This window comes from Hymenobacter ginkgonis, assembly GCF_009755225.1.
Taxonomy (GTDB): Bacteria; Bacteroidota; Bacteroidia; order Cytophagales; family Hymenobacteraceae; genus Hymenobacter; species Hymenobacter ginkgonis.
Genome location: NZ_WQKZ01000004.1, coordinates 392,556 through 418,261 on the forward strand (window position 1 = coordinate 392,556; position 25,706 = coordinate 418,261).

Annotated in this window: 24 protein-coding genes; 20 read left to right on the forward strand and 4 right to left on the reverse strand. The window is 61.0% G+C overall.

Annotation, left to right across the window (positions count from 1 at the left end; genetic code table 11):
• Nucleotides 1-16 precede the first annotated feature (16 nt).
• From GO988_RS17665 to GO988_RS17710, 10 genes are all read left to right on the forward strand, one after another.
• Nucleotides 17-901, forward strand: coding sequence for a sugar phosphate isomerase/epimerase family protein (locus GO988_RS17665; RefSeq protein ID WP_157567962.1), 885 nt, complete (start codon nt 17-19; stop codon nt 899-901).
• Nucleotides 902-1,003: 102 nt separating this feature from the next.
• On the forward strand, nt 1,004-2,680 hold the full coding sequence (locus GO988_RS17670; RefSeq protein ID WP_157567964.1) for a GMC oxidoreductase: 1,677 nt from the start codon (nt 1,004-1,006) through the stop codon (nt 2,678-2,680).
• Between the two features lie 27 nt (nt 2,681-2,707).
• A complete protein-coding gene (locus GO988_RS17675; protein ID WP_232341573.1) occupies nt 2,708-3,307 on the forward strand; it encodes a gluconate 2-dehydrogenase subunit 3 family protein in 600 nt (199 codons plus the stop codon).
• 121 nt (nt 3,308-3,428) lie between these two features.
• Nucleotides 3,429-4,580: a Gfo/Idh/MocA family protein gene (locus tag GO988_RS17680; protein ID WP_198172874.1), complete on the forward strand. Its 1,152-nt coding sequence runs from the start codon at nt 3,429-3,431 to the stop codon at nt 4,578-4,580.
• Between the two features lie 6 nt (nt 4,581-4,586).
• Nucleotides 4,587-5,639 (forward strand): sugar phosphate isomerase/epimerase family protein, encoded by a 1,053-nt coding sequence (locus GO988_RS17685; RefSeq protein ID WP_157567966.1) that lies wholly within the window; start codon nt 4,587-4,589, stop codon nt 5,637-5,639.
• Nucleotides 5,640-5,659: 20 nt separating this feature from the next.
• Nucleotides 5,660-6,139 (forward strand): c-type cytochrome, encoded by a 480-nt coding sequence (locus GO988_RS17690; protein ID WP_157567968.1) that lies wholly within the window; start codon nt 5,660-5,662, stop codon nt 6,137-6,139.
• A 134-nt stretch (nt 6,140-6,273) separates the two neighbouring features.
• Entirely contained in the window at nt 6,274-7,533 is a 1,260-nt protein-coding gene (locus tag GO988_RS17695) for a nucleoside permease (RefSeq protein WP_157567970.1), read from the forward strand.
• A gap of 8 nt (nt 7,534-7,541) precedes the next feature.
• On the forward strand, nt 7,542-8,438 hold the full coding sequence (locus tag GO988_RS17700) for a hydroxypyruvate isomerase family protein (RefSeq protein WP_157567972.1): 897 nt from the start codon (nt 7,542-7,544) through the stop codon (nt 8,436-8,438).
• A 107-nt stretch (nt 8,439-8,545) separates the two neighbouring features.
• Nucleotides 8,546-9,322: a 3-keto-disaccharide hydrolase gene (locus tag GO988_RS17705; RefSeq protein ID WP_157567974.1), complete on the forward strand. Its 777-nt coding sequence runs from the start codon at nt 8,546-8,548 to the stop codon at nt 9,320-9,322.
• A gap of 432 nt (nt 9,323-9,754) precedes the next feature.
• Nucleotides 9,755-12,235 carry a M4 family metallopeptidase gene (locus GO988_RS17710; RefSeq protein ID WP_157567976.1) on the forward strand — a complete coding sequence of 827 codons (2,481 nt, stop codon included), beginning with the start codon at nt 9,755-9,757 and terminating at the stop codon, nt 12,233-12,235.
• 326 nt (nt 12,236-12,561) lie between these two features.
• On the opposite strand, the gene GO988_RS17715 is transcribed toward GO988_RS17710, so the two are convergent.
• The gene (locus GO988_RS17715; protein WP_157567978.1) at nt 12,562-12,996 is read right to left on the reverse strand and encodes a hypothetical protein; all 435 of its coding nucleotides are present in this window, start codon (nt 12,994-12,996) and stop codon (nt 12,562-12,564) included.
• A gap of 110 nt (nt 12,997-13,106) precedes the next feature.
• Here GO988_RS17715 and GO988_RS17720 point away from each other — a divergent pair, with 110 nt between their 5' ends.
• The 6 genes from GO988_RS17720 (at nt 13,107) to GO988_RS17745 (ending at nt 18,708) form a co-directional block, all read left to right on the forward strand.
• Nucleotides 13,107-13,508, forward strand: a complete 402-nt coding sequence (locus tag GO988_RS17720) for an S-adenosylmethionine decarboxylase family protein (protein ID WP_317164909.1) — start codon at nt 13,107-13,109, stop codon at nt 13,506-13,508.
• Nucleotides 13,505-14,842 (forward strand): DUF4178 domain-containing protein, encoded by a 1,338-nt coding sequence (locus GO988_RS17725; protein ID WP_157567980.1) that lies wholly within the window; start codon nt 13,505-13,507, stop codon nt 14,840-14,842. The genes GO988_RS17720 and GO988_RS17725 overlap by 4 nt, the downstream gene beginning before the upstream one ends.
• A 12-nt stretch (nt 14,843-14,854) precedes the next feature.
• On the forward strand, nt 14,855-15,064 hold the full coding sequence (locus tag GO988_RS17730; protein ID WP_157567982.1) for a hypothetical protein: 210 nt from the start codon (nt 14,855-14,857) through the stop codon (nt 15,062-15,064).
• An 11-nt stretch (nt 15,065-15,075) separates the two neighbouring features.
• The gene (locus GO988_RS17735; RefSeq protein WP_157567984.1) at nt 15,076-15,291 is read left to right on the forward strand and encodes a DUF350 domain-containing protein; all 216 of its coding nucleotides are present in this window, start codon (nt 15,076-15,078) and stop codon (nt 15,289-15,291) included.
• Nucleotides 15,284-16,867 carry a polyamine aminopropyltransferase gene (locus GO988_RS17740; protein WP_232341574.1) on the forward strand — a complete coding sequence of 528 codons (1,584 nt, stop codon included), beginning with the start codon at nt 15,284-15,286 and terminating at the stop codon, nt 16,865-16,867. The genes GO988_RS17735 and GO988_RS17740 overlap by 8 nt, the downstream gene beginning before the upstream one ends.
• Before the next feature lie 188 nt (nt 16,868-17,055).
• Complete coding sequence (locus GO988_RS17745) at nt 17,056-18,708, forward strand: FAD-dependent oxidoreductase (protein ID WP_157567986.1); 1,653 nt, start codon at nt 17,056-17,058, stop codon at nt 18,706-18,708.
• Between the two features lie 2 nt (nt 18,709-18,710).
• On the opposite strand, the gene GO988_RS17750 is transcribed toward GO988_RS17745, so the two are convergent.
• Nucleotides 18,711-19,247 (reverse strand): hypothetical protein, encoded by a 537-nt coding sequence (locus tag GO988_RS17750; RefSeq protein ID WP_157567988.1) that lies wholly within the window; start codon nt 19,245-19,247, stop codon nt 18,711-18,713.
• A gap of 118 nt (nt 19,248-19,365) precedes the next feature.
• Between GO988_RS17750 and GO988_RS17755 the strand changes: the two genes are divergently transcribed.
• Both GO988_RS17755 and GO988_RS17760 read left to right on the forward strand, forming a co-directional pair.
• On the forward strand, nt 19,366-19,602 hold the full coding sequence (locus GO988_RS17755; protein ID WP_157567990.1) for a hypothetical protein: 237 nt from the start codon (nt 19,366-19,368) through the stop codon (nt 19,600-19,602).
• 42 nt (nt 19,603-19,644) lie between these two features.
• Nucleotides 19,645-20,700 (forward strand): hypothetical protein, encoded by a 1,056-nt coding sequence (locus tag GO988_RS17760; protein WP_232341575.1) that lies wholly within the window; start codon nt 19,645-19,647, stop codon nt 20,698-20,700.
• A gap of 99 nt (nt 20,701-20,799) precedes the next feature.
• Here the strand turns inward: GO988_RS17760 and GO988_RS17765 are convergent, their stop codons facing one another.
• Nucleotides 20,800-22,839 (reverse strand): RICIN domain-containing protein, encoded by a 2,040-nt coding sequence (locus tag GO988_RS17765; protein ID WP_157567992.1) that lies wholly within the window; start codon nt 22,837-22,839, stop codon nt 20,800-20,802.
• Between the two features lie 290 nt (nt 22,840-23,129).
• Between GO988_RS17765 and GO988_RS17770 the strand changes: the two genes are divergently transcribed.
• The gene (locus GO988_RS17770) at nt 23,130-23,339 is read left to right on the forward strand and encodes a hypervirulence associated TUDOR domain-containing protein (RefSeq protein ID WP_157567994.1); all 210 of its coding nucleotides are present in this window, start codon (nt 23,130-23,132) and stop codon (nt 23,337-23,339) included.
• 36 nt (nt 23,340-23,375) lie between these two features.
• Complete coding sequence (locus tag GO988_RS17775; RefSeq protein WP_157567996.1) at nt 23,376-23,807, forward strand: hypothetical protein; 432 nt, start codon at nt 23,376-23,378, stop codon at nt 23,805-23,807.
• A 104-nt stretch (nt 23,808-23,911) separates the two neighbouring features.
• On the opposite strand, the gene GO988_RS17780 is transcribed toward GO988_RS17775, so the two are convergent.
• Nucleotides 23,912-25,492, reverse strand: a complete 1,581-nt coding sequence (locus GO988_RS17780; RefSeq protein WP_157567998.1) for an amino acid permease — start codon at nt 25,490-25,492, stop codon at nt 23,912-23,914.
• Nucleotides 25,493-25,706: the final 214 nt, after the last annotated feature.

Below are 25,706 nucleotides of genomic sequence, written 5' to 3' on the forward strand. Positions count from 1 at the left end.
CCACCCACGTGCTTCTATGAATTCCAGACGCGCTTTTGTAAAATCCGCTGGCTTGCTTTCGGCAGGCGTGCTACTCAGCCCTACCCTCCTCGCCGCTCCTAAGCAATACATTGGCTTACAGCTGTATACTGTGCGCGACGCCATGCAACAAGACCCGGCGGGCACGCTAGCGAAGGTAGCGCAATTGGGCTACAATTCGGTAGAAGGCGCCACCTACACTGGCAGCCAAAAGTTTTACGGCATGGAGCCCGCCGCGTTTGCGAAGGTATTGCAGCAGAACGGACTCATCATGCCCAGCAGCCACTATGTGCTGGGTGAAGCCGAAAACAATGGCCAGCCTACGCAAGGTACCATTCTGCACGGCTGGGACAGGGCAGTGGATGATGCAGCCCAGGTGGGCATTAAGTATATGGTGTGCGCCTACTTAATAGAGAGCGAGCGCGGTGACCTCGACCACTACAAGCTGCTGGCCGACCGCCTCAACAAGGCCGGCGAGCGCTGCAAAAAAGCGGGTATTCAGCTTTGCTACCACAACCACGATTTTGAGTTTGCGCCGCAAAATGGCAAACTGCCTTACGACACGCTGCTGACCATGACCGACAAAAACCTGGTGAAAATGGAGCTTGACTTGTACTGGGCCACCAAGGCCGGGCAAGACCCGGTGGCGATGTTCCAGAAGCACCCCGGCCGCTTCCCGCTCTGGCACGTGAAGGACATGGATAAGACGCCCGAGCGCAACTTCACGGAGGTGGGCAAAGGCAGCATCGACTTCAAGCGCATCTTCGCCCAGGCCAAGGTGGCAGGCTTGCAATACTTCTTTGTGGAGCAGGACAAAACGCCCGGCTCGCCCTTCGATAGCATTCAAAAAAGCATCGCGCATATCAAGCGCACGCTCGTATAATCTAATGGTTAATTTATTGATGGCTACTGGTTAATGCGTTAAAATTAGCCATTAATCATTAGCACCTTAACCATTGTAACTTATTCCCACCCACCTCCTCCTATGGAAAAGTACACGTATGACGCCATCGTCATCGGCTCCGGCATTTCGGGCGGCTTTGCTGCTAAGGAATTGACCGAGAAAGGTTTGAAAACGATTATGCTGGAGCGCGGGCGCAACGTCGAGCATATCAAAGACTACGTCAACGCCAACAAGGCGCCCTGGGAATTTCCGCACCGCGGCGGCAAAACCCAGCAGATGATAGCCGACTACCCGGTGCTAAGCCGCGACTACACGCTGAACGAAACCAACCTCGATTTCTGGGTGAACGAGAAGGACAGCCCCTACGCGGAGGTGAAGCCCTTCGACTGGTTTCGGGGCTACCAAGTAGGCGGGCGCTCGCTGATGTGGGGCCGGCAGAGCTACCGCTGGAGCGACTACGACTTCGAAGCCAACGCCAAGGACGGCATTGCCGTGGACTGGCCCATTCGCTACAAAGACCTGGCGCCGTGGTACAGCCACGCCGAGAAATTTGCGGGTATTAGCGGCAACCGCGACGGCCTACCCCAGCTGCCCGACGGCGACTTTATGCCGCCTATGGAGATGAACTGCGTGGAAAAGGACGTGGCCGCCCGCATTAAAAAGCACTACAAAGACCGCCACATGGTGATTGGGCGCACGGCTAACATCACGAAGCCCCACAACAACCGCGTGAACTGCCAGTACCGCAACAAGTGCTGGCTGGGCTGCCCGTTTGGGGCGTATTTCAGCACGCAGTCGGCCACGCTGCCGGCAGCCGTAGCTACCGGCAACCTCACGCTGCGGCCGTTTTCCATCGTCACCAAAATCCTCTACGACAAGGATACCAAGCGTGCGAAGGGGGTAGAGGTGCTCGACGCCGAAACCAACAAAACCTACGAGTACTTCGCCAAGATTATCTTCCTCAACGCCTCGGCCCTGAACTCGGCCTGGGTGCTGATGAACTCGGCCACCGACGTGTGGCCCGAGGGCCTGGGCAGCAGCAGCGGCGAGCTGGGCCACAACGTGATGGACCACCACTTCCGGGCGGGTGCCCACGGCGACGTCGAAGGCTTTGAGGACCAGTACGTGTACGGGCGCCGGGCCAATGGCATTTACGTGCCGCGCTTCCGCAACCTGTTTGGCGACAAGCGCGACTACATCCGCGGCTTTGGCTACCAGGGCAGCGCCGGCCGCCAGGGCTGGAGCCGCGACATTGCCGAGATGAGCATCGGCGCCGAGCTGAAGGAGGCCATGACCGAGCCCGGCATCTGGACGATGGGCCTGACGGGCTTTGGCGAAACCCTACCCTACCACGACAACCGCATCTTCCTCGACAAAACCAAGAAAGACAAGTGGGGCCTGCCCGTGCTGGCCATGGACGCAACCATCCGCGACAACGAGCAGAAAATGCGCGTGGATATGATGCAGGATGCCAAGGAGATGCTCGAAGTGGCCGGCCTGAAAAACGTAACGACCTACAACAACGGCTACAACATGGGCGGCGGCATTCACGAGATGGGCACCGCGCGCATGGGTAGGGACCCCAAAACGTCGGTCCTCAACGCGCACAACCAGGTGTGGGACGCCCCCAACGTGTACGTGACCGACGGCGCTGCCATGACGTCGGCCGCCTGCCAAAACCCCTCGCTTACCTACATGGCCCTCACGGCCCGCGCCGTAGACCACGCCGTGAGCGAGCTTAAAAAGCAAAACGTCTAACCCCTTTTTCTTAGCCACATCTTAGCCATGATGAACCGTAGAGATGCCCTGGCCCGCGTAGCCCTATTGATGGGCGGCGCCGTAATTGGGGGCGACTATTTCCTGACCGGGTGCAGCCCGGCCAGTTCCGACAAAGAGAAAACGCAGGCTGGTGCGAAAACCGGCCCTACCCTCGATGCCAAGCAAATAGCCTACCTCGACGAGGTAAGCGACACCATCATTCCTACCACCCACACGCCGGGCGCCAAGGCCGCCAAAGTGGGCAGCTTTATGGCCGTGATGGTGCGTGACTGCTACAAGCCCCAAGACCAAGAAATCTTCACCAAGGGCCTCACCCAGCTCGAAGATGCCAGCCAGAAAATGAACGGCAAAGGTTTCCTGGCCTGCGACGCCGCCCAGCGCAAAGCCCTGCTCACGGCCCTCGATACCGAGCAAAAAAACTACGGTAAAACCAAGACACCGGAGCAGCCCAACCACTACTTCCGGATGATAAAGGAACTGACGCTGCTCGGATATTTCACCTCTGAAATCGGCGCTACCCAGGCCCTGCGCTACTTGCCTGTGCCGGGCAAGTACGAGGGCAGCGTACCGTATAAAAAAGGCGACCGCGCCTGGGCTACTACCTGATTTTTCTTTCTTAACTGAAGGCGTAGGGAGAGCCAGTACAATTCTCCAAGAACGTCCTGCTGAGCTTGCTGAAGCAGGACGTTCTTTTTAAGGAAAAACATCCGTTAGAAAATTGCCCTGCATGAAATTACGATTAGGCATGATTGGCGGCGGCACGGGCGCCTTTATTGGCGCAGTGCACCGCCTAGCAGCCGCCCTCGATGGCCAATACGAACTGGTAGCCGGTGCTTTCAGCAGCAACCCCGACACCTCGCGGGCGAGTGGGCAGCTGCTGGGCCTGGCGCCCGACCGCGTGTATGAGTCTTACCAAGAGCTTATTGAACAGGAAAAGGCCCGGCCCGAGAACGAGCGCGTGCAGGTTATCAGCATCGTAACGCCCAACCACCTGCACTTCGCACCGGCTAAGCTGGCCCTCGAAAGCGGCTTCGATGTGGTACTCGACAAGCCCATGACCTTCTCGCTGGCCGAGGCTAAGGAGCTAGCCGCCGTGGTAGCTACCACCGGCCGCCGCCTCTGCCTCACGCACACTTACACCGGCTACCCCATGGTGAAGGCGGCGCGGCAACTGGTGGCCGCCGGCACGCTGGGCACCATCCGCAAGGTGTACGTGGAGTACCCGCAGGGCTGGCTTAGCAAGTTTGAGGAAGGCGGCGCCAACAAGCAGGCCGCTTGGCGCACCGACCCGGCTCGCAGTGGCGTGGCAGGCGCCATGGGCGACATCGGCACCCACGCCTTCAACCTACTGGAGTATGTGTCGGGCCTGCAAGTAACCAAGCTCTGCGCCGACATCAACACCGTGGTGGAGGGTAGGCAGCTCGACGACGATGGCGCCGTGCTGCTGCGCCTGAGTGGCCACGCCAGCGGTGTACTAGTAGCTACGCAAGTAGCTGCTGGCGAAGAGAATAACGTCCGCATCCGGGTCTACGGTGAAAAGGGAGGGGTAGAGTGGCAGCAGGTAGATGCCAACACGCTGCAAGTGAAGATGCTTGACCGGCCCGTCGAAATTTGGCGCACGGGCGGCGCCTATGCTGGCTCCTACGCGGCCCACAACACGCGCACCCCGGCCGGCCACCCAGAGGGCTACCTCGAAGCCTTCGCTAACCTCTACCGCAACTTCGCCCTGACGTTGCAGGCCGACTTGGCCGGCCAGCCCGCGCCCCCCGAAGCCCTGGACTACCCCAGCATCGAGGAAGGTCTGCGCGGCATGGCTTTTATTGAAAACGTCATCGCCTCGGGCCATTCCATTGCCAAGTGGACCGAGTTTACCGTGTAGCTGCGCATGAAAACGATTAAAGGACCCGCCATTTTTCTGGCCCAGTTCATCGGCGACGAGCCGCCATTTAATAGCCTAGAAGGCATCTGCACTTGGGCCGCCGGCCTGGGCTTTAAAGGTGTGCAGCTGCCCACGCTCGACAAGCGCTTTATCGACCTCAAGCTGGCGGCCGAAAGCCAGACCTACGCCGACGAGTTGCAAGGCAAAATCCGCAGTTTTGGCTTGGAAATCACCGAGCTATCTACCCACCTGCAAGGCCAGTTGGTGGCCGTTAATCCGGTGTACGACCAGCTGTTCGACGGCTTTGCACCCGAGGCCGTGCGGGGCAACCCGCACGCACGCCAGGCGTGGGCCGTGCAGCAGCTCACCTACGCCGCCAAGGCTTCGCGGCGGCTGGGCTTGGCGGCGCACGCCACTTTCAGCGGGGCGCTGCTGTGGCCTATGGTGTACCCCTGGCCACAGCGCCCGGCCGGGCTAATAGAGGAGGGCTTTGCGGAGCTGGGCCGCCGCTGGCGGCCTATTCTGGACGAGTTTGATGCCCAAGGCGTGGACCTGTGCTACGAAATTCACGCCGGCGAAGACCTGCACGATGGCATCAGCTACGAGCGGTTTTTGACCGAAGTGAACGACCACCCACGGGCCTGCCTGCTTTACGACCCCTCGCACTTTGTGCTGCAATGCCTTGATTATTTGTCGTATATCGACATCTACCACGAGCGCATTCGCATGTTTCATGTCAAGGATGCCGAGTTTAATCCCACGGGGCGGCAGGGCGTGTACGGCGGCTATGAGAGCTGGCTCAACCGCGCCGGGCGGTTCCGCTCGCTGGGCGATGGGCAAGTCGATTTCAAAAGCATTTTCAGCAAGATGGCGCAGTATAACTTCCCCGGCTGGGCCGTGCTGGAGTGGGAGTGCGCCCTCAAAAACTCGGAGGACGGCGCCCGCGAAGGGGCGCAGTTTATTCAGAACCACATCATTCGCGTAACCGACCGGGCCTTCGACGATTTCGCCGCCTCGGGCATTGATAACGCCCTCAACAAGACCATACTAGGACTCTAACTTTTCGTAGATTTTTCCTCATGAAAAAGGCTTTTCTCCTCCTGAGTGCGTGCGCCCTGCTCGCAGCCTGCGATTCGGGCTACAAGCAAGACGGCCCCGACACCGTAAAAAGACCCGCCTCTACCGACGCCACCGACCCGCTGAAGGAAGACAGCACCACCGGCTCTAATGTGGCGGCTGTGGCGCACCAGCCGCAGGTAGATACCAGCAGCACCAAAATCGGCACCTCCACCACCGGCACACCGGCCGGCAAAGGGGCCCAGCTAATGGCCTCGGCCGACTGCGCCAGTTGCCACCGCGAGCGCGACAAGCTACTTGGCCCCGCCTACGTAGCCGTGGCGCAGAAGTACCCCGCTACCCCCGCCAACATCACCATGCTGGCCGATAAAGTAATTAAGGGGGGCAGTGGCCACTGGGGCGATATTGCCATGACTCCTCACCCTGGCCTGTCTGAAGGCGACTCGAAAGAAATTATTCGCTACATTCTCAGCCTCAAGTAGGCAATCAACAAGCTGCGAATCAGGAGGCTGCATAGAAAGCAACAAAGGCAAGCTCAGCCGGGCGGCCAACTGGCCTAAACATATAGCTTCCTTCACAACCCCTAATTTATTCTTCCCTACCCCCACCCCCGCCTATGACTGCCACTATTCGGATTAAGCTGTCCATCATGATGTTCCTGGAGTTCTTCATCTGGGGGGCGTGGTTTGTGACGCTCGGGACTTACTTGCTGCACAACCTCAAGGCCTCGGGCACGCAGGTGGGGGTAGCGTTTTTAACGCAGTCCATTGGGGCAATTGTGGCGCCGTTCATCATCGGGCTCATCGCCGACCGCTTCTTTTCGGCCCAAAAAATCCTGGGCGTGCTGCACCTAGCGGGGGCACTGCTGCTGTGGCGCGCGGCCTCCTCGCCCGACTTTAGCAGCTTCTACCCCAACATCTTAACGTACATGATTTTGTACATGCCGACGCTAGCGCTGGTCAATTCCATCGCGTTTCGGCAAATGAAAGACCCGCAGAAAGAGTTTGCGCCCATCCGGGTGTTGGGCACGCTGGGCTGGATTATTGCGGGCCTCACCATCGGCTGGCTGAACTGGGAGCAGACCGATAGCTTGCGGGCCACCTTCACGATGGCTGCCGCAGCCTCGGCGCTACTAGGCGTGTTTAGCTTCACGCTGCCAGCCACGCCGCCCGTGAAGAGCGGCCAGTCGAGCTCGCTCGGCGACCTGTTGGGCCTCGATGCCATCGGCCTGCTGCGCAACCGCTCGTACCTGATTTTCTTCCTGGCGTCTATCGCCATCTGCATTCCGCTGGCGTTCTACTACGGCTTCACCAATCCCTTCCTGAACGAGGTGGGCATGAAGGGCGCCGCCGGCGTGCAGAGCTTGGGGCAAGTATCGGAGCTGCTGTTTATGCTGGCTATTCCCTTGTTTTTCAGCAAGCTGGGCGTGAAAAAAATGTTGGCCATCGGCATGGCAGCTTGGGTAGTGCGCTACGTATTTTTTGCCTACGGCAATGGCCTGGGCAACTACTGGATGCTGATTGCGGGCATTGTGCTGCACGGCGTGTGCTACGATTTCTTCTTCGTAACGGGCCAGATTTATACCGACAACCTGGCCGGTGAGCGGTTCAAAAGCTCGGCGCAGGGCTTTATCACGCTGGCCACTTATGGGGTAGGCATGTTAATTGGCACGCTGCTATCGGGCCGCGTTTTTGATAACTACCAACTGGCCGGCGGCGCCCACGACTGGCGCATGATTTGGCTGATTCCGGCTGGCATTGCGGTGGTGGTGCTGCTGGTGTTTTTGCTGCTGTTTCGGGAGCGCAATACCCAGACCGCCACGGCCGAGCCCGCCGCCTACGACCCTATCCCCTCCTCCCTGGCGCAGGCCAGCTAGCCCTCGTTATGAGCAGCAGTACTTGGAACCGCCGCGCCGCGCTCAAAGGCCTCCTAACCAGCACCGCCACGGTGGGCGCGCTGGGCATTGCCAACGCCTGCACGATGCAAGAAAACCAGCAAGCCGAACAAAACGCCCCGCTCAAAAACAACCTCAAGCAGTCGGTGTGCCGCTGGTGTTTCAACGATTTATCTGTGGAGCAGCTGTGCGTGGCAGCTAAGGCAATGGGCATAAAAGGCATTGACCTGGTGGGGCCGACCGACTGGCCCACGCTGAAAAAGCACGGCCTGGACTCGCCCATGTGCAACGGCGCCGAAATCAACCTCACCGACGGCTTCAACGACCCGCAGTTTCATGCGCGGCTGCAAAAGCAGTACGCCGACATGATTCCGCTGGTGGCCCAGGCCGGCTTCACCAACCTCATCTGCTTTAGCGGCAGCCGCCGCGGCATGTCGGACGAGGTGGGCCTGGCCAACTGCGTGCGCGGCTTGCAGCCACTCGTGGCTCTGGCCGCCCAACACAAAGTGGTGTTGGTGATGGAGTTATTAAACAGTAAAATCAACCACCCCGACTACCAGTGCGACCGCACCAGCTGGGGTGTGGCGCTGGCAAAGCGCCTGGGTTCGGAGCATTTTAAGCTGCTCTACGACATCTACCACATGCAGATTGACGAGGGCGACGTCATCCGCACCATCACTGATAACCACCAGTATATCGCGCACTACCACACCGCGGGTGTGCCCGGCCGCCACGAAATCGACGACTCGCAGGAACTGAACTACCCGGCCATTATGCGCGCCATTAAGGCAACTGGTTTTCAGGGCTATGTGGCGCAGGAGTTTGTGCCCCAAAAGGCCGACAAGTTGGCCTCGCTGCGCCAAGCCGTGCAGCTCTGCGATGTGTAGTGCCGCATGGCTTCGGTGAGCCCGTGCGTTCGCTTACCCAGATTTGACCCCGCGCGGATTCGCAGCATCCGCGGTTTACTTCCTACCCCCCTTACTTTCTCCCACCTATGAAGCTTAGCCTTTTTTCGACTGCGCTAGTACTCGGCACTATTTCTTTGGCGCACGCCCAGCAGGCCGGCAAGCCAGAAGACACCGAAGTGTATGAGCCGGTACCCAAACCCGTGGTGGCCGTCCCCAATTTTGAGGCGGCGCCTTCGGATGCCGTGGTTTTATTCAATGGCCAGGACCTGAGCCAGTGGGTAACGGCCGACGACCGCAATGCGCCTGCTAAGTGGAAAGTAACCGGCGGCGTACTCACCGTCGATAAGACTACGGGCAACATCGAAACCAAGCGCACCTTCACCAACTACCAGCTGCACTTGGAGTGGCGCGTGCCAGCCAACATTACGGGCACGGGGCAGGCGCGCGGCAACAGCGGCGTATTTCTGGCCTCGCTGGGCAAAGGCGACCTGGGCTACGAGCTGCAAGTGCTGGATTCGTACAACAACAAAACGTATGTGAACGGCATGGCGGGCAGCATTTATAAGCAGCGCGTGCCACTGGCTAACCCCGCTCGCAAGCCGGGCGAGTGGCAGTCGTACGACGTGGTTTGGACGGCGCCCACCTTCAAAGCCGACCAAACCTTGCAGACGCCGGCCCGCGTGACGGTACTATTCAACGGCGTAGTGGTGCAAAACAACGTGGAGCTGGCCGGCCCCACCCGCTACATTGGCCCGCCCAGCTACGAGGGCCAGGCCCACGGCCCGGCGTCCATCAAGCTACAGGCGCACGGCGATAAGAGCGAGCCCGTTAGCTTCCGCAACATCTGGGTGCGCGAGTTGTAAGGGGGTAAGGCAGTCGCTGGCAAGCGGCCAAAGACCTAGCGCAATTATGCTTGGTGCAATAGCCTACTCAATTCCTTTCAAAAAGCAGGCTTATTGACCAGGCAATGTGTAATATTTTGGCTTTTTATAAAAATATTAATCTTAATAAAATACCATTATTGCGCACAACAATTCTTAGGCCAAGTTAAGTAAAAATTCATTTAGCAAGTCACCTTTTTACTAGTGCGCCTAACCAAAAGCCTTTGCATGTGATGCAAAGGCTTTTTTTTGGCAAAATCGGCTCATTACATTTAACAATTAGGCTTTTGCAGCTTCATTATTACTTCATTTTTACTAAAACTAGCAGCCGGATTATTTGGCTACCTTGCGTGGCCGCTAGGCATCAATCCAATTTCCTATCTATCGTTTTTTCCTCTACTCCTCTCCCACCACATGACCAATAAATACTATGTTGCTGCCTGGCTTGCGCTGGGAGTTGCTGCCTTGCCTCACCTAGCCAAAGCCCAGGCTAGCCTCGTGCAGAAAAAAGAACTGGGTACCGATGGCCAGCCTACCCTCGTTGAATTTTCGGCCGCGGGCCGGGCTACCCTTGCTGCTACCGATGGGGCACAAGTGTTGCGCCAGCAGCTTAACCTGGGTGCCAACGAGCAGATGCGTCCTGCCAAGCTCGAAACCGACCAGTTGGGCTTTAGCCACCAGAAATTTGACCAGTACTACAAGGGCGTTAAAATAGAGCACGCTACCTATACGGTGCACTCGCGCGCCAACCAGGTGCAAAGCATCAGCGGCGACTACGAGGCTGTGCCCACGCTGAGCGTGCAGCCCTCGCTGAGCGCCGACGCGGCCTTGGCCAAGGCACTAGCCTTTGTGGGCGCCAAGAAATACATGTGGCAGGATGGCGTGGAGGAAGCGGGCTTAAAGCTGCAAGCCAATAGCGCCACTGCTACCTACCGCCCCATGGGCGACCTAGTACTGGTGCGCGACAACCGCCAAAATGCCGAGGGCGATGGCCCGCTGGTGCTGGCCTGGAAATTTAACGTGTATGCCCAGCAGCCGGTGAGCCGCACCTACATCTACGTGGATGCCAACACTGGCGACATCGTGCTACGCGACGCCATCATCAAGCACGCCACGGGCGCCACGGCCACGTTTGCCACGGCATACAGCGGCACCCGTTCGCTGGCTACCGAAACGGCAACCGGCGGCTACCACCTGCGCGAGTACACCCGCGGCCTGGGCATTGAGACGTATAACTGCAAGAAAAGCAACAGCTACACGGCCGCTACCGACTTCGTGGATGCCGATAACAACTGGACGGCCGCCGAATATAACAACGCCAACTACGACAACGTGGCCGGCGATGCGCACTTTGGCGCGCAGGCTACCTACGACTATTGGAAGGGTGTGCACGCCCGCAACAGCTACGACAACGCGGGCGCCAAAATCAAGAGCTACGTGCACTTTGATGACGTACCGGGCGGCGCGGGCTACGAAAATGCTTACTGGGACGGCACCGAAATGACCTACGGCGACGGCGCCAGCACCTTCAAGCCGCTGACGGCGCTCGACGTGTGCGGCCACGAAATCGGCCACGCGGTGTGCGAAAAAACGGCCAACCTCACCTACGCCAACGAGTCGGGCGCCATGAACGAGGGCTTGTCCGACATTTGGGGCGCTAGCGTGGAAAAATATACCTGCGATAACTTGGGCCTCACCAAATCGACTTGGGATATTGGCGAGGACATTATGAAAGCCGGCGGCGCGCTGCGCTCGATGAGCAACCCCAACCTGTATGGCCAGCCCGCTTTGTACAAGGGCAAATACTGGGCGGCTACTACCACGGCACCTTCCAATGCCAACGACCAGGGCGGCGTGCACACCAACTCGGGCGTGCTCAACTACTGGTACTACCTCATCAGCATGGGCAAATCGGGCACCAACGAGTCGGGCAATGCTTACTCGGTGGCTGCGCTCGGTATTTCGGCGGCGGCCAAAATCACCTTCCGCATGGAAAGCGTGTATATGACGGCCAGCTCGACCTACGCCAACGCCCGCACCTACTCGATTCAGGCGGCGACTGACCTCTACGGCGCCGGCTCGACGCAGGTGCAAGCCGTTACGAATGCTTGGTACGCGGTGGGCGTGGGCGCAGCTTATGGCGGCACTACCCCCCCTCCTACCACCACTGCCTATTGCACCAGCAAAGGCACTTCGCAAGCCTATGAGTACATCGACCTCGTGAAGCTGGGCACCGGCATCAACCGCACCAGCGCCGCCAATGGTGGCTACTACGATGGCACGGCCCTGAGCACCAGCGTGGCGGCCGGCTCGAGCCAGACTATCAGCTTCTCGGCGGGCTTCACGGGTTCGGCTTACACCGAGTATTGGAAGATTTTCATCGACTATAACCAGGATGGAGACTTTGCTGACACCGGCGAAACCATCGTGAGCGGCAGCAGCGCCAGCACGGGAACGCTCACCAGCACCTTCACGGTGCCCACCACGGCCAAAACGGGCAAAACCCGCCTGCGCGTAGTGATGAGCGACGCTAGCGCCACTACCAGCTGTGGCACCTATAGCTACGGCGAAACGGAGGATTACTCGGTGACCATCACGGGTGGCGCGGCCATTGCGGCCACCGCTACGCAAGCCGGCCTGGCCGCCGCTACCATTAGCGGCGATGCTCGCCTCGAAATGTACCCCAATCCCGCCACCGACCACCTCCAACTGACGCTCACCAACGGCGCCGACCTCACGTCGGTGGCCGTAGTGGATGCGCTGGGCGCCAAGGTGCTAGCAGCCCACTACGCCGGCAACGGGCAGCTCGATGTGTCGGGCCTGGCCAGCGGCCTCTACACCGTGCTAGCCAGCGACGGCCAGCACAGCTTCAGCCAGCACTTTGTGAAGCAATAAGCCTGTGGTAGGGGTAGCCCCTACCCCCTCCACAACCAAACAGCCCGGCCTAGCAGCCGGGCTGTTTGCGTTTAAGCCTGATTAGCCGCCGGGTAATTGTGCGGGCGCAGTCCGGCGTTTTCCTCTAGTAAAGAGCTAGAAATCAATTAAATTCTTATATAAAAAAGAACATCTTGCTGAGCTTGTCGAAGCACCTCGCTCGCCTCGTTGGACGAACCCAGACGAGGCGAACAAAATGCTTCGACAAGCTCAGCAGGACGTTCTTTTTTGCCTCTTTTGACTTTGCCTATATCTGTTTAATAGCCGCTTTACGCGCTCAAGCCAACTTACTTAGCGCCCGCGTCTATTTTAGCTAGCCACTCCTCGGCGGGCTCGATGGCATCGAAGCGCTTAAACTGAAAGCCGTTGGGCGCGGTGCTTACTATAGACTGCGTCGAGAGGCGGTGCATGGGGTCGGCGCCCTCCACGATGGCGCAGTGGCGGGTATTGGTTTGGGCAATAACGCGCGGTATCCAATTGGTGGTGAGCCACTCCTGAGCCGCCGCGGGCAGGGGCGAGCGCTGGCCGTGGTCGGATAAGATGCGCCGCACGCCCGTGCTGTGCAGCAACTCCAGAACTTGCTCGTAGAACGCCTGCACCATTTCGAGCGGAATGCGGCCGGCGGTCCAAGCTAGGCGCACGTAGCCCGCCGGCTGGTAGTACAGCTTGCCAGCAGAACTTTGGAAATATAATTTTTCTTGGGCGCGGGGCAGGGAATTCATAAGAGCCTAGTTGGCGGTGCTATTCACCAGCCCAGTACGTTTACGAGGTCAAACATACGCCAGCTTCATGTTAGTAGCGAGTGAACGCCCGTCGCCGTAGTATTGCAGCCGTGACGCTCGTTTTGCCTTCTACCCTGGCCACCGCCCCGGCCCTACCCCCGCCCTACGCCCCCGGCTTGCACGTGCTGGCCACCTTTGGTGCGCCCGCCGCCCGGCTGCGCGATGCGGCGGGCAGCCAGCGTTTTTTCGCTGCGCTGGTGGCGCAGCTGGGCCTCACCAGCGTGGGCGAGGTCTACCACGTATTTGCCGAAAACGCGGGCTTTACGGCGGTGCTGGCCCTCACCGAATCACACCTCAGCATCCATACCTGGCCCGAGCACGAATTGGCGACGTTCGACGTGTTTTTGTCGAACTTTCGGCAGGATAACCACGCCACCGTGCGAGCCGTGTACCAGGCTACGCTGGCCTTTTTTGAGGGCGAAGCGCGCGCCTACGCCGAAGTACTGCGATGAGCGAAGCCCTACCCCCCGCCGCCTCAACTAGTTGGGTTGTGTGCCCGCAGTGTGCGGCGCAGCTCCCGTGCCACGACCCGGCCCGTAGCCGCTACTTCGGCTGCTTCGAATGCCGCTCTTTTTTTAGGACGATACCCGCGGCTACGACCACCGCCCACCGCCTCTATGGTTTCAAAAAAGCCCTGCTGCCTGGCCCCAGCCTGCCACTGGGCGCTACGGGCGTGCTAGGCGGCTACCACTGCCGCGTAACCGGCTACCAGGTGCGCGGCGAAAAGCAGGACCGCGTGGCCGAGTGGCGCGAATACCAGTTGCGCCCCGCCGCGCCGCTACCCAGCCCCGAACCGGCCGACCTGCCGCTGCAACTGGCCGAGTACCAAGGCCATTGGCTGCTTATTCGGCGGGCGCCGCGCTTTCCAGGTATTCGCAGTGGCAAGCCTTACCGCGAAAAGAGTTGGCGCGACCCCACTACTGGGCGCCACTACCAGCTTTGGCACCGCTACCAACCACTGGTGCGCGATGCGCTAGGTGAGTTCGACTGGAATATTCTAGAGGATGAAAAGCTTACTATCCAAGAATTTACTGCCCCGCCTTACCTGCTCTCGAGCGAGCACAAGCCCGACGAACGCTCTACCTGGTACCTGGCCGAGTACCTCGAGCCAGCCGAAGTAGCGGCGGCCTTTGGCGTGGCGCCGCGCGAGCTGCCCGACCGGGTGGGCGTAGGGGCGGCCCAGCCCGCGCCGGTGCCCGGCTGGCCGCAGCTACAGCGCCTGGCACTGGTTACCCTGGTACTGCTGAGCTTGGCGCAGGCAGTGCTGCTGGGCCTGCACCAGCCGGAGCAGCTGCCTCAAGAAGACTTTTCGGTCGCTGAGGCAGGCCCGGCCGCTACTACCCAGATGCTCACGTCCAAGCCGTTTACCCTGAGCCGCGCCACGGCCTTGCACGTAACGCTCACCGCGCCTTCTCTCACCAACCACTGGGTAGAAGTGACGGCGAGCCTGGTGAATGAGCAAACTGGCCGGGGCTACGAATTCACGCGTTCGCTTGAGTTTTACCAAGGGGTAGAAGACGGCTATGCCTGGACCGAAGGCGACCGCTCGGCCGACGCCCTGCTGGCCGCCGTGCCGGCCGGCCGCTACCATTTCAACCTATACCCCAGCCTGGATAGCGGCGCCGGCCCCACGGAGCTGCGGCTAGATACCGAAATCAATTCCCCACTCTGGTCCAATTACTTTGTGGTGTTAGGAGCGCTCGCGCTTGTGCCCCTACTAGGCGGGTGGCGCCGGCGTGGTTTCGAGCAAGACCGCTGGGCCAACAGTGACTTCTCTCCTTTTTAAGTTATCCGTCCGATGCTTGATTTACTACGCCTGTACTGGGCCGCCATGCGGAGCTGGCCGGTGTATACGGGGCTAGCCGTGCTGGGCTTGGGTCTTTTTATATGGGCCAGCTTTGCTAGCTACCGCTTGCTCGGCGACGACAATGAGAGCGCCGAAACCGAACTAGCCGGCCCGGGCCGCGCCGGTGGCCACGGCGGTGCAGCGCACTTCTACCACAAATAAGCCTACCCCCCATGGAATACCTCAACCCCAAGGCGCTCAGCGCTTCCGTCGTGTACTCGCTGCTGGGCATCGTCATTTTGGTTATCAGCTTTTACCTGTTTAACAAGCTGACACCGGGCACGTTGCGCCGCGAAATTCTAGAAGAGCACAACACGGCGCTGGCCATTGTGGCGGCGGCGTTTATGCTGGCGGTATCCCTCATTATTAGCGCGGCCATTCATGGGTGAGGAATCGGTGCTGATGCGCCGCCGACGGGCGCGGGCTGCCCAACAACTAGCGCCGGCCGGTGCCCCCCGGCCGGCCATTCTGCTGGGCTCGGTGGCTGTAATTGCCACCTGCGGCCTGCTCTACGAGCTGATTGCCGGCACGTTGGCCTCGTACCTACTCGGCGATTCGGTAACGCAGTTTTCGACGGTTATCGGCGTCTACCTCTTCAGCATGGGGGTAGGGTCGTGGCTGTCGCGCTACCTAGGTGGGCCGCTGCTACGTTGGTTTATCCGGCTCGAAATATTGGTGGGGCTGGTGGGCGGCGCGTCGGCGCCGCTGCTGTTTGGGCTTTTTGCGCACGTAGGTTCGTTTCGGGTGCTGCTCTACGGGCTGGTGGGGCTGCTGGGCGCGCTGGTGGGCCTCGAAATCCCGCTGCTGCTCCGCATTTTGCAAGGCCGGCTGGCTTTTAAAGAATTGGTGGCCCGGGTTTTTACTTTCGACTACGTGGGCTCGCTGCTGGCGGCCGTCATCTTCCCGCTGGTGCTGGTGCCGCGGTTGGGACTAGTGCGCACCGCCCTGCTTTTTGGGGCCCTGAACGTGGTAGTTGCGGGCGTGAGCCTGCTGGGTTTTGACGAAACGCGGCCCTACCGGCGGCGCTACCTGGCACTCATTATCCTGGCCTTGCTGGCGCTGGGGGTGGGGGTAGTCGGGGCCGAGCGCATCCAGCGCTACGCCGAGGGCGAGGTGTTTCAAGACACCGTCATTTATGCGCAAAGCACGCCCTACCAGCGCCTAGTGCTTACGGGCAACCACCGCGGCGAACTGCGCTTATTTCTCAATGGCAACCTTCAGTTTAGCTCCGCCGACGAGTACCGCTACCACGAGGCGCTGGTGCACCCAGCCATGCAAGACCGCCCCCGCGCCCACCGCATTCTGGTGCTGGGTGGCGGCGATGGCCTGGCCGTGCGCGAGCTGCTAAAGTATCCGCAGGTGCAGCACATCCGGCTGGTAGACCTCGACCCGGCCATGACCCGGCTTTTCCGCAGCAACCAGTTGCTGCGCGAGTTGAACCACAACTCCTTACTATCATCTAAAGTGGAGGTGCACAACACCGACGCCTACGCCTGGATTCGACAAGACACGGCCCGCTACGACGTGGTATTGGTCGATTTTCCCGACCCCGGCAACTACTCCATCGGCAAGCTGTACACCACAGCTTTCTACCAAACCCTACGCCAGCGGCTGCGGCCGGGCGGGCTGGTGGTGGTGCAGGCTACCTCGCCCTACGTGGCCCGGCGCGCCTACTGGTGCGTGGTGCACACGCTGGCGGCCAGCGGCTTTAGCGCAGTGCCATACCACGCCTACGTGCCCTCGTTTGGCGAATGGGGCTACGTGCTGGCCCAGGCCGCACCCGGCACCTGGCGCCCCGACGGGGGCCCGCTGCCCGCCGGCCTGCGCTTCGCTACCCCCCAGGTTATTAACGAGATGCGCCGCTTTCCACCCGATATGAGCGAGGTTCCGACTGATATTAACCAGCTTAATAACCAGGCCTTGGTGCGGTACTTTGAGGAAGAGTGGGGCCCGTATGGGCAGTGAGTAATAGGGCGTACGCAGGAGGTAAATATGCTAAAAAAGGAACGTCATGCTAACGATGGAAGCATCTCGCTAAGGACAGTAAGTCAATCAATCGTTGAATGAAGCAAGCGCGATGCTTCCTGTCGTCAGCGTGACGTTTTTTTGGCTCATTAACTAGCTTCAACGGCAACCGATTAACCTTTCCTATTTTGTCTATTCCCCGTCGTCAATTCATCGCCCAGGCCAGCGCGGGCCTCGCCGGCACTTTGCTGGCGGGCTTGGTAAGCAGCGTGCCCGGCTGCACGCCGGCGCACTCGGCCGTGCGGGGGCAGCTGCGCGGGGCGGGCCACGCGCTGGGCCACCGCCTGCGCGACCTTCGCACCATCCCTACCCCCTCGCGCACCGAGGAGGTGGATATTCTCATCATTGGCGGCGGCATTAGTGGGCTGGCAGCGCGGCGCGAGCTGCAGCGGCTGGCTCCCGGCCGCCCTACCCTGCTCCTGGAGCTAGAGGCTGACACGGGCGGCAATTCGGCGTCTGGCCACAATGCTCGCACGGCCTACCCGTGGGGCGCCCATTACTTGCCCATTCCCGACGTGCGCGATACCGCGGTGCTGGCCTTTTTGCAAGAAGCGGGCGTGCTGACGGGCTACGGCCCGGCGCCCGCGCGGCTACCCATCTACGACGAAACTGCCCTCTGCCACGACCCCGCCGAGCGCCTGCTGCTGCACGGCCACTGGCAAGCTGGCCTGGTGCCCGAGGTGGGTGTGCCGCCCGCCGACCGCGCCGAGCTAGCGCGCTTCTTGGCCGCGATGGAACGCCTACGCCACGCCACCGGCCCCGACGGCCGCGACCTGTTTGCCCTACCCCTCGCCTGGTCGTCGAGCGACCTGGCCACCCGGCAGCTCGATGCCGAAACGATGGCCGACTGGCTAACGCGCCACGGCTACCACTCGGAATACCTGCGCTGGTACCTCGACTACTCGTACCGCGACGATTTTGGCGTGCCCGCCGCGCAAATTTCGGCGTGGGCTGGGCTACACTACTTCGCCGCCCGCAAAGGCCGCGCCCACAACGCCCCGCCCGATGCCGTACTTACGTGGCCGCAGGGCAACCACTTCCTGGCCAATGCCTTGCGGCAGCAAGGCGGCCCCGGACAGGTGCGGGCTAACACTCTGGTTTTTGGGCTGAAAGCGGCCACCGACGGGCGCGTTGAAGTGCTGGCTTTTGACAACGCCACCCAGCAAAGCACGCGCCTACTGGCCCGGCAGGTGGTGCTGGCTACCCCCTGGCACGTCACGAAGCACCTGCTACCCAACCCGCCACTGCTGGCGCCGCTGCACGCGCCCTGGCTGGTGGCCAACCTCACAGTGGCGGCCTACCCCGGCGGCGCGGGCCAGCCGCTGTGCTGGGACAATGTGCGCTACGGCAGCCCCGCCCTCGGCTATATCGACGCTGAGCACCAAGCCCTGCGCGGCTTCGAAACCGATGGTCCGCAGAGCCTTACCTTTTATTGGGCGCTGCCTACCGATGCGGCCGACCCAGTAGCCGCCCGCCGCCACGCCCTGGCCAGCACCTACGACCAGTGGCTGACGCTCGTGCTCACGGAACTCGACCTGATGCACCCCGGCCTAGCCGCCCAGGTGCAGGCGGCCGAACTCTGGGTGTGGGGCCACGGCATGGTGGCCCCTACCCCCGGCTACGTGTGGGGCCCAGCGCGCCAGCAAGCAGCGCAGCCCCAGCTGGGCGGCCGCGTGCACCTGGCCCACACCGACCTCAGTGGCGTATCTATTTTTGAAGAAGCCTTTCACCAGGGAATACGGGCGGCGCGGGCGGTACTGGCAGAACCACGCGCGAGCTAGCGCTACGTTGGCTGGGCCAGGCTGTAAAACGCTAACACCCAGATGAGCGTACCAAAAATCAGTGCGCCTACTTGCCGTAAGCTAAAGCCTGCCTGCTCGCGCGTGGGATATTCCGAGGACTGCCGTAGGGCCGCCGCAAACTGCTGATAGGGCGTCAGCAAGCACGTGAACGCGAATAGCGAAATTAGCCAATAAGGGTCGGGCAACCGCGCTAGCAGGCTTAGGATAATGTAGCCAACCGCCAGGTTGCCAGCATTATAGGCAGGCACTAAACCCACACTGCCCGAAAACCGGCCGATGTTTTTAAACAGCTCATTGATTGTAAATAAGCTGAAAATGGCGCGCGCCACCGGCCAGATATCCGACTGTTGGCGCTGCTTAAAAAACCGCCAGGTTTTGTACTGCCACCACAGGCCGTAGAGCCCGCCCGTAGCCAGGCAAAGCGCCGTAAATTTGGTAAGGCTCAGCAACACCTGCACCTCTTCGGTGGCCGGCTTGGTATCAGAGAAAGCGTAAATTGAAGTAGCAGTTGGCTCCATAAAGCGCGCAATAGTTTAGGTTAGCGGAGCAAGATAGCGCTTCGCCTAGCGCCAGCCAACTCCAATGAGGCCCAGCTTCGTATAAGCCAACTTAAGCCTTTAAAACTCTCTTTTCACCATGCGGAACTCCATGTCTTACCGGGCCCTGGCGGCCCTTTTGCTGGGCGGCAGCCTCCTGGGCGCTTGCAACGGCAACGCCGACAACACCACTACCAGCACCCCCAGCAGCATGCTCGGCACCGATTCGGCCGCCACCAAAGTTGGCGGCACCCCACCCGCGGCCGATAGTAGCGCCACAGGAAGGCCCATGGCGCCACCGCCCATCACCAACGACACGTCTAGCCCAGGCCACTAAGCCCTGCCCGACCCGCGGCAGCGTGCTATTTTGCGGGCCGCCATGCCCTACCCCACGCCCCTGCGCCAACCCTGGATTCGCTCGCCTCGCTACGATGGCTGGCTGATTTTGGCGCCGCCCTTCGTGGCCCTGGCGGTGGTGGCGCTGCTGCCCGCACCCTTTCGCCACACCACCGAACTGCCCCTGCTGGCCTGGGTAGGCGTGGTGCTGCTCATTGACGTGGCGCACGTGTACGGCACGTTGTTCCAGACGTATTTCGACCCCGTGCAGCGGCGGCAGCGGCGCACCCTGCTATGGGCGGCGCCCCTGGCTTGCTACGCGGGCGGCGTGGTGCTACACGCGGCGGGTGCACTAGTATTTTGGCGGGCGCTGGCTTACTTGGCGGTGTTTCATTTTGTGCGGCAGCAGTACGGGTTTATGCGGCTCTATGGCCGGCAAGAAACCCCTACCCCCGGCGCGTGGCTGAACCCGGCGCTTATCTACGCAGCCACACTTTACCCGCTGCTCTACTGGCACTTATCGCCGCCGCGCAACTTTAATTGGTTTGTGGAGGGCGACTTTGTGCAGCGTGACTGGCCGCTGGGCCGCCACTTGGCAACTGGCCTGTACTTGGCCTTGCTACTGGTCTATTTGGGGCGCGAAACCTGGCGCTACTACCGCACCCGCCGCTTCAACCTACCCCGCAACCTGCTACTGGGCGGCACTGCGCTCTCCTGGTACGCGGGCATTGTGCTTTTCAACGGCGACCTGGCGTTTACGCTGCTCAACGTAGTAGCCCACGGCGTGCCGTACTTGGCGCTGGTTTGGAGCCGCCGCCCTACCCCCGCTGCCGGGCGCGGCTGGTGGGCAGGCCGCTACGGCCTACCCCTCTTCCTGGGCGCCATCGCCCTGTTTGCTTTCCTTGAAGAAGGCCTTTGGGATGGGCTAGTATGGCGCGAGCACGGCACCGTGTTTGGCTGGTTTCAGCACCTACCCCCCGTGGCCGAGCCCACCCTGCTGATGTGGCTGGTGCCCCTGCTGGCCCTGCCGCAAAGCACGCACTACGTGCTCGATGGCTTCATCTGGCGGCGCAATAAATCAAGCAGTGGTCAATTATAGAACGTCCTGCTGAGCTGGTTGAAGCAGTTCAGCAGGACGTTCTGTTTGGCTTGCTTCTCTCCTACTCGTCTCTTTTTTTATCCTCTTAATTAGCCTACCCTACTTCGTTATCACCAGTTCTACCCGGCGGTTCAGCTTGCGGGTTTCTTCGCGGTCGTTGGAGAATTTTGGCTTGCTCCCGCCAAAGCCCACCGTGGTAATGCGTGCCTCCGCTACGCCCCGGCCCACGAGGTAGCGCTTCACCTCGGCCACGCGCTGCTCGCTGAGCACTTGGTTCTTGTCGGCGGGTGGCTCGTTGGAAGTGTGGCCTTCGAGGCGAATTTCGAGCAGCGGGTTATCCTTCATCGACTCGGCCAGCCGGTTGAGGGTAGGGTACGACGAGCCAATCAGTTTGGCCTGCCCCTGGGCAAACAGCAGGTCGGGCAAATCGAGGCGCGAGCCCACTGTGGCGGGCGTAAGGCGCGGCTCGTAGCGGCGCGACTCGCCGGCGCCTACCACCAGCGTGTCTACGCGCGTGAGCAGGCCGGCGGTGGTCGTCATGCGGTAGCGGCCGGGCGCCAGCGACATCTGGAAGCCCGTGATGTCGGCCCGTGCCGTGCTCCGAAAGTCAATCGCACCGCCTATCATCAGGGCTTGCACTTCGGCGCCGCCGGCCAGCGGCTGGTTGGTGCGGCCGTCCAGAACGCGGCCCGTCACGAGGGCGCGGGGCTGGCTCGAAGGGTCGGCCGCCGCGGCAAGGATGGCCGTCGAATCTACCACGGGTGGCGCGCCCGGCGGCGTGCGGAATAACTTCTTAGGCGCGGTATCCTTGCTACCGGTAGTGGTGTAGTAGGCTGTGCCATTGGGGCCAAGGGCGAAAAACGCATCGTAGCCCGTGCCGTTGAAGCGCGGCCCTAGGTTTTGGGGCTGGCTCCATTTCGTCCAGCTATCGTCGAGGCGCTGGCTCACAAAAATATCGGCCGAGCCGTAGCCCTGGTGCCCATACGAGGCGAAGTACAGCGTTTTGCCATCGGCGGCCAGCCAGGGCGCAAATTCATAGCCGGGCGAGTTCACCACCGCCCCCAGGCTTTGGGGCGCGGTGTAGCCGCCCGCGCCATCGGGGCGGCTCAGGTACAGGTCGTTGGCACCTTGCGAATCTTCCCGCTCTAGCGACAGCAGCAGGATTTTCTCGTCGGCGGTCATAAAGAAATTGGTAGCTGGGCTGCTCGACCCGTAGCCGGCCACGCGCACCGGCGTGGGCCGCCCGCTACCCGCCACCGCCACCCGCGACAAGCCCTCGTCGCGGAAGCCTGCGGCATCGTAGGTGCCGCGCAGCAGCAGCGCGGGGTTGCTAGTAGTGCCCACCACGGCCTGCACGGCATTGTTTTGGGCGGTGTTGAGGCCGGCGGGGCTGTCGGGGCGGGCAGGAGCAGCCCAGGTGCGGCCTTCGTCAGTGGTCTGGCTCAGCCAGATATCGCCGCTTTCGGCAGCGCCTTCGGTGTTGCCGGCAAAGCGCGTGCGGCCAAAGTACAGGCCCTTTCCATCGGGGGTAGGCACCGGCTGGTACTCATTGCCGGTGGGCGAGTTGAGCGCCGGCAACGGCTCGGGCGCCGCGAAATAGGGCGGCCCCGTAGCCAGCCGCAACTGCAGCTGAAACAGGTGCCACTGCTGGCTAGCGCGCCCTACCCCCCGGGCCGCTACAATACTGGTATTGTTGAACTTATCGTTGGTAGCCAGCGTGGCTACGCGGCCATCAAGCCGGTTTTCAAGTTGAAACGTGCCCGGCTGCTGGCCGGTAGCCACCAGCCGCCACTGCTGCCCCAGCCCCCCCGTGAAGGGCCGCTGAATGAGGGGCGTGTTGGCACCGGGCGGCGCCGTAGGCGTTATTTCGAGCGTTAGGCATTGGCCGCTGTGCTTGGCTTCGAGGCGGTAATACTCGCCGCCTTCGCGAATGAGCATCAGCCGCCACTGCTGGCTGGGCGCGTGGGTAAATTCCCACTGCACGGTGGGCGCACCGCTGATAATGGCCGCGCGGGCCACATCGAGGCAGCGCCCGCTGGCACGGTTGATGACCCCATAAAGGGCGCGGTCGTCGGGCGAGATGGGCGTCTGGGCAACGGCCGAAAGTGCCAGCAGACACAGGAAAAGTACACGAAGCATGGGGCAAAGGTCGGGCAGCCGCGCCAATCCGCCGATGCGTGATGCCTCCTGGTAGCACAAGATGCTTTACGCCAGGGGCTTTTTAAGCAAAGCCCGCCCTACCCCTGCCTGGGCAATGAGGGAGCCGCGCCAAGCCAGCCACAGCAATGGCCTTAGCTTTTTACGCCGCGATTACGTAGTGCTATGGACGGCATTATTTACAGCGGCAATAAGGGTACCGCCCGCTTGGGAATCTCGAATTTTCGGTACCATCTGGACGTTTAACACGCAGCTATTCACTTGTTTTACTCATGCGCAAAGGCACCAAAGTCAATTGGAAATACGGCACCGGCACGGCTTCCGGAAAGATTGAATCGGTTCATAAAGAGCCAATTACCCGCAAGATTAAAGGCCACGACATCACCCGCAATGGCTCGGCTGATGACCCCGCACTGGTTATTGTGCAGGACAATGGCGATAAAGTAGTGAAGCTTCAGAGCGAGGTAAAGCCCGCGTCTTAACCCCTTTGGTAGCGTACGGCGCTGCCACGCAGTGCCATGGCCTTCCCTACCCCCTACTACAGCGTGCAGTACCAGTCCCAGCCGCCGCTGGTGCGGGGGGTAGTGCTGCGCCCGCTTTCGGTGGCTGAATTCACGGAATCCTGCGAGCAGCTACTGGCAGTAGCGCAACGCCACCGCTGCCCCTTTTGGCTGCTCGACGGCCGCGCCGACGCCCAGGAGCGCCCCTTGGATGTGTACGAGTGGCTGGGCGAAGAATTTATGCCCCGCGTGCGCAAGGCTCTGGGCCGCATTCCGAGCCTAGCCTTTATTGCGCAGCCCGAGTTCTGGCAGGAGTTGCAGGCCCGCAACTACGCCCGCCCCAGCCCAACGGGGCCCTCGGCGGCCTACCGGGCCAATTGGTTTACCAGCGAGGCCGACGCACTGGCGTGGCTGCACCAGTTTCGGCCGGGCATCGGGGGGGCGGCGTAAGTTGCTGATAATGGCTTGCGCGGAGGGATTTTCACTTTCCAATCAACAACAAAAAGCCTCGCCAATAGCTACTGGCGAGGCTTTTGAGGGGGGGTAGGCGCCCGTTAGCGATTATGCGGGTCGGGCTTGATGAAGGCTTCTTTTTCCATCTCTTCGGGAATTACTACAATGCCTTTTTGCAGCATCGAATTGCGCTTGCCGTAGAGGAAGTACACGACGAAGCCAAGCAGCATCCAGGCGAAAGCCACTTGCAGCGTAAACGAATCGAGGCCCGCAATGAGCGCGACGCACACGAGCGCCCCCATGAAGGGCACCAGCGGAAACGCGGGGGTAGAGAGCGGCGCCAAGAACGGCCGCGGCTGCGCAGGGTCCGACTTGCGCATAATCCACACGCCGAGGCTCACGAGCACGAAGGCCAGCAGCGTGCCAAAGGAAGTGAGGTCGCCGGCCAGCGAGCCGGGTACGAAGGCCGCAAACAACCCCACAAACACCATCAGCATGAGGTTGGATTTGTAGGGCGTGTTGAAGCGCGGGTGCAGTTCCGAGAAGGCTTTGGGCATCAGGCCGTCCTTAGCCATCGAGAAAAATACGCGGCTCTGGCCCATAAGCATCACCAGAATAACCGAGGTGAAGCCGAGCAGAATGCCCACCGTCACGGCCGTGGCCAGCCAGCCGTAGCCGGGCATGTGGGCCCGAATAGCGTAGGCCACCGAGGCCTCGCCGCCCAGAGCAGGGTCGGCAAATTCGCGCCAGTTGGCGACGCCCGTCAGCACGTGGCCGAACAAAATGTAAAGAACCGTGCAAATAGCCAGCGAGCCCAAAATACCAATGGGCATGTCGCGCTTAGGGTTTTTGGCTTCCTGAGCGGCCGTGCTCACGGCGTCGAACCCGATAAAGGCAAAGAACACAATGCCTGCGCCGCCCAGAATGCCGCCCAAGCCATGCTTGTTCCAGCCCTCGTAGGTACGCACTACTTCGCCAGCGGCGTTTTTCACCACGGCATCGGCCGGAATGAGGTAGGGCGTGTGGTTGGCGGGGTTCACAAACTGCCAACCCACGGCGATGAACACCAGTACGATGAGGGTTTTCAGGATAACTACTACTGCGTTGAACAACGCCGATTCCTGGGTGCCTTTCACCAGCAAGAGGCTCAGCATCACAATGATGAGGAGCGCTGGCAGGTTGATGAGGCCGTGCTGCGTCACTCCATTCACCACGGCGTGCTCGAAGGGCGAGTGGCTGAGGTTATACGGTATACTGGTGCCGAAGACCTCCAGCAGCTTGTTCAGGTACTCGCTCCAGGCAATAGATACGGTGGCCGCGCCCAGCGCGTATTCCATGATGAGCGCCCAGCCGATAACCCAGGCCACAAACTCGCCCATGGTGGTGTAGGCGTAGGTATAGGCCGAGCCGGCAATGGGAATCATGGCCGCAAATTCGGCGTAGCACAGGCCCGCAAATACGCAGCCGAAGGCGGCTAGCACAAACGCCAGCGTCACGCCCGGCCCCGAAGCCTGAGCCGCGGCGTTGGCCGTGCGCACAAATAGGCCCGCCCCGATGATGGCGCCCACGCCCAGGGCCACGAGGTTGCCCGCGCCCAGCGTCCGTTGCAGGGTGCCATGCCCGGTCGAGTTGGCCTCGCCCAGCAGTTGGGCCAGGGGTTTTTTGGCGAAAATATTAGCCATGCAGTAAGAGGGTTGAAAGAACTAGTGGGGGTAGTAAATAATAACGATTTCTTTGCGTTGAATTAAGGCCGGGTCATAGTCAGCCGGGCCGAAAATACGCTAAACTTTGTGACTGGCGCGCTAGCTGGTTGGCCGCACCTTTGCAGGGCCGGTAGGCAAGGCCGGCCTCGCCCGGCAGTTGTGGCTAGTTGCTGCCCTTTATGGCTCCTATTTA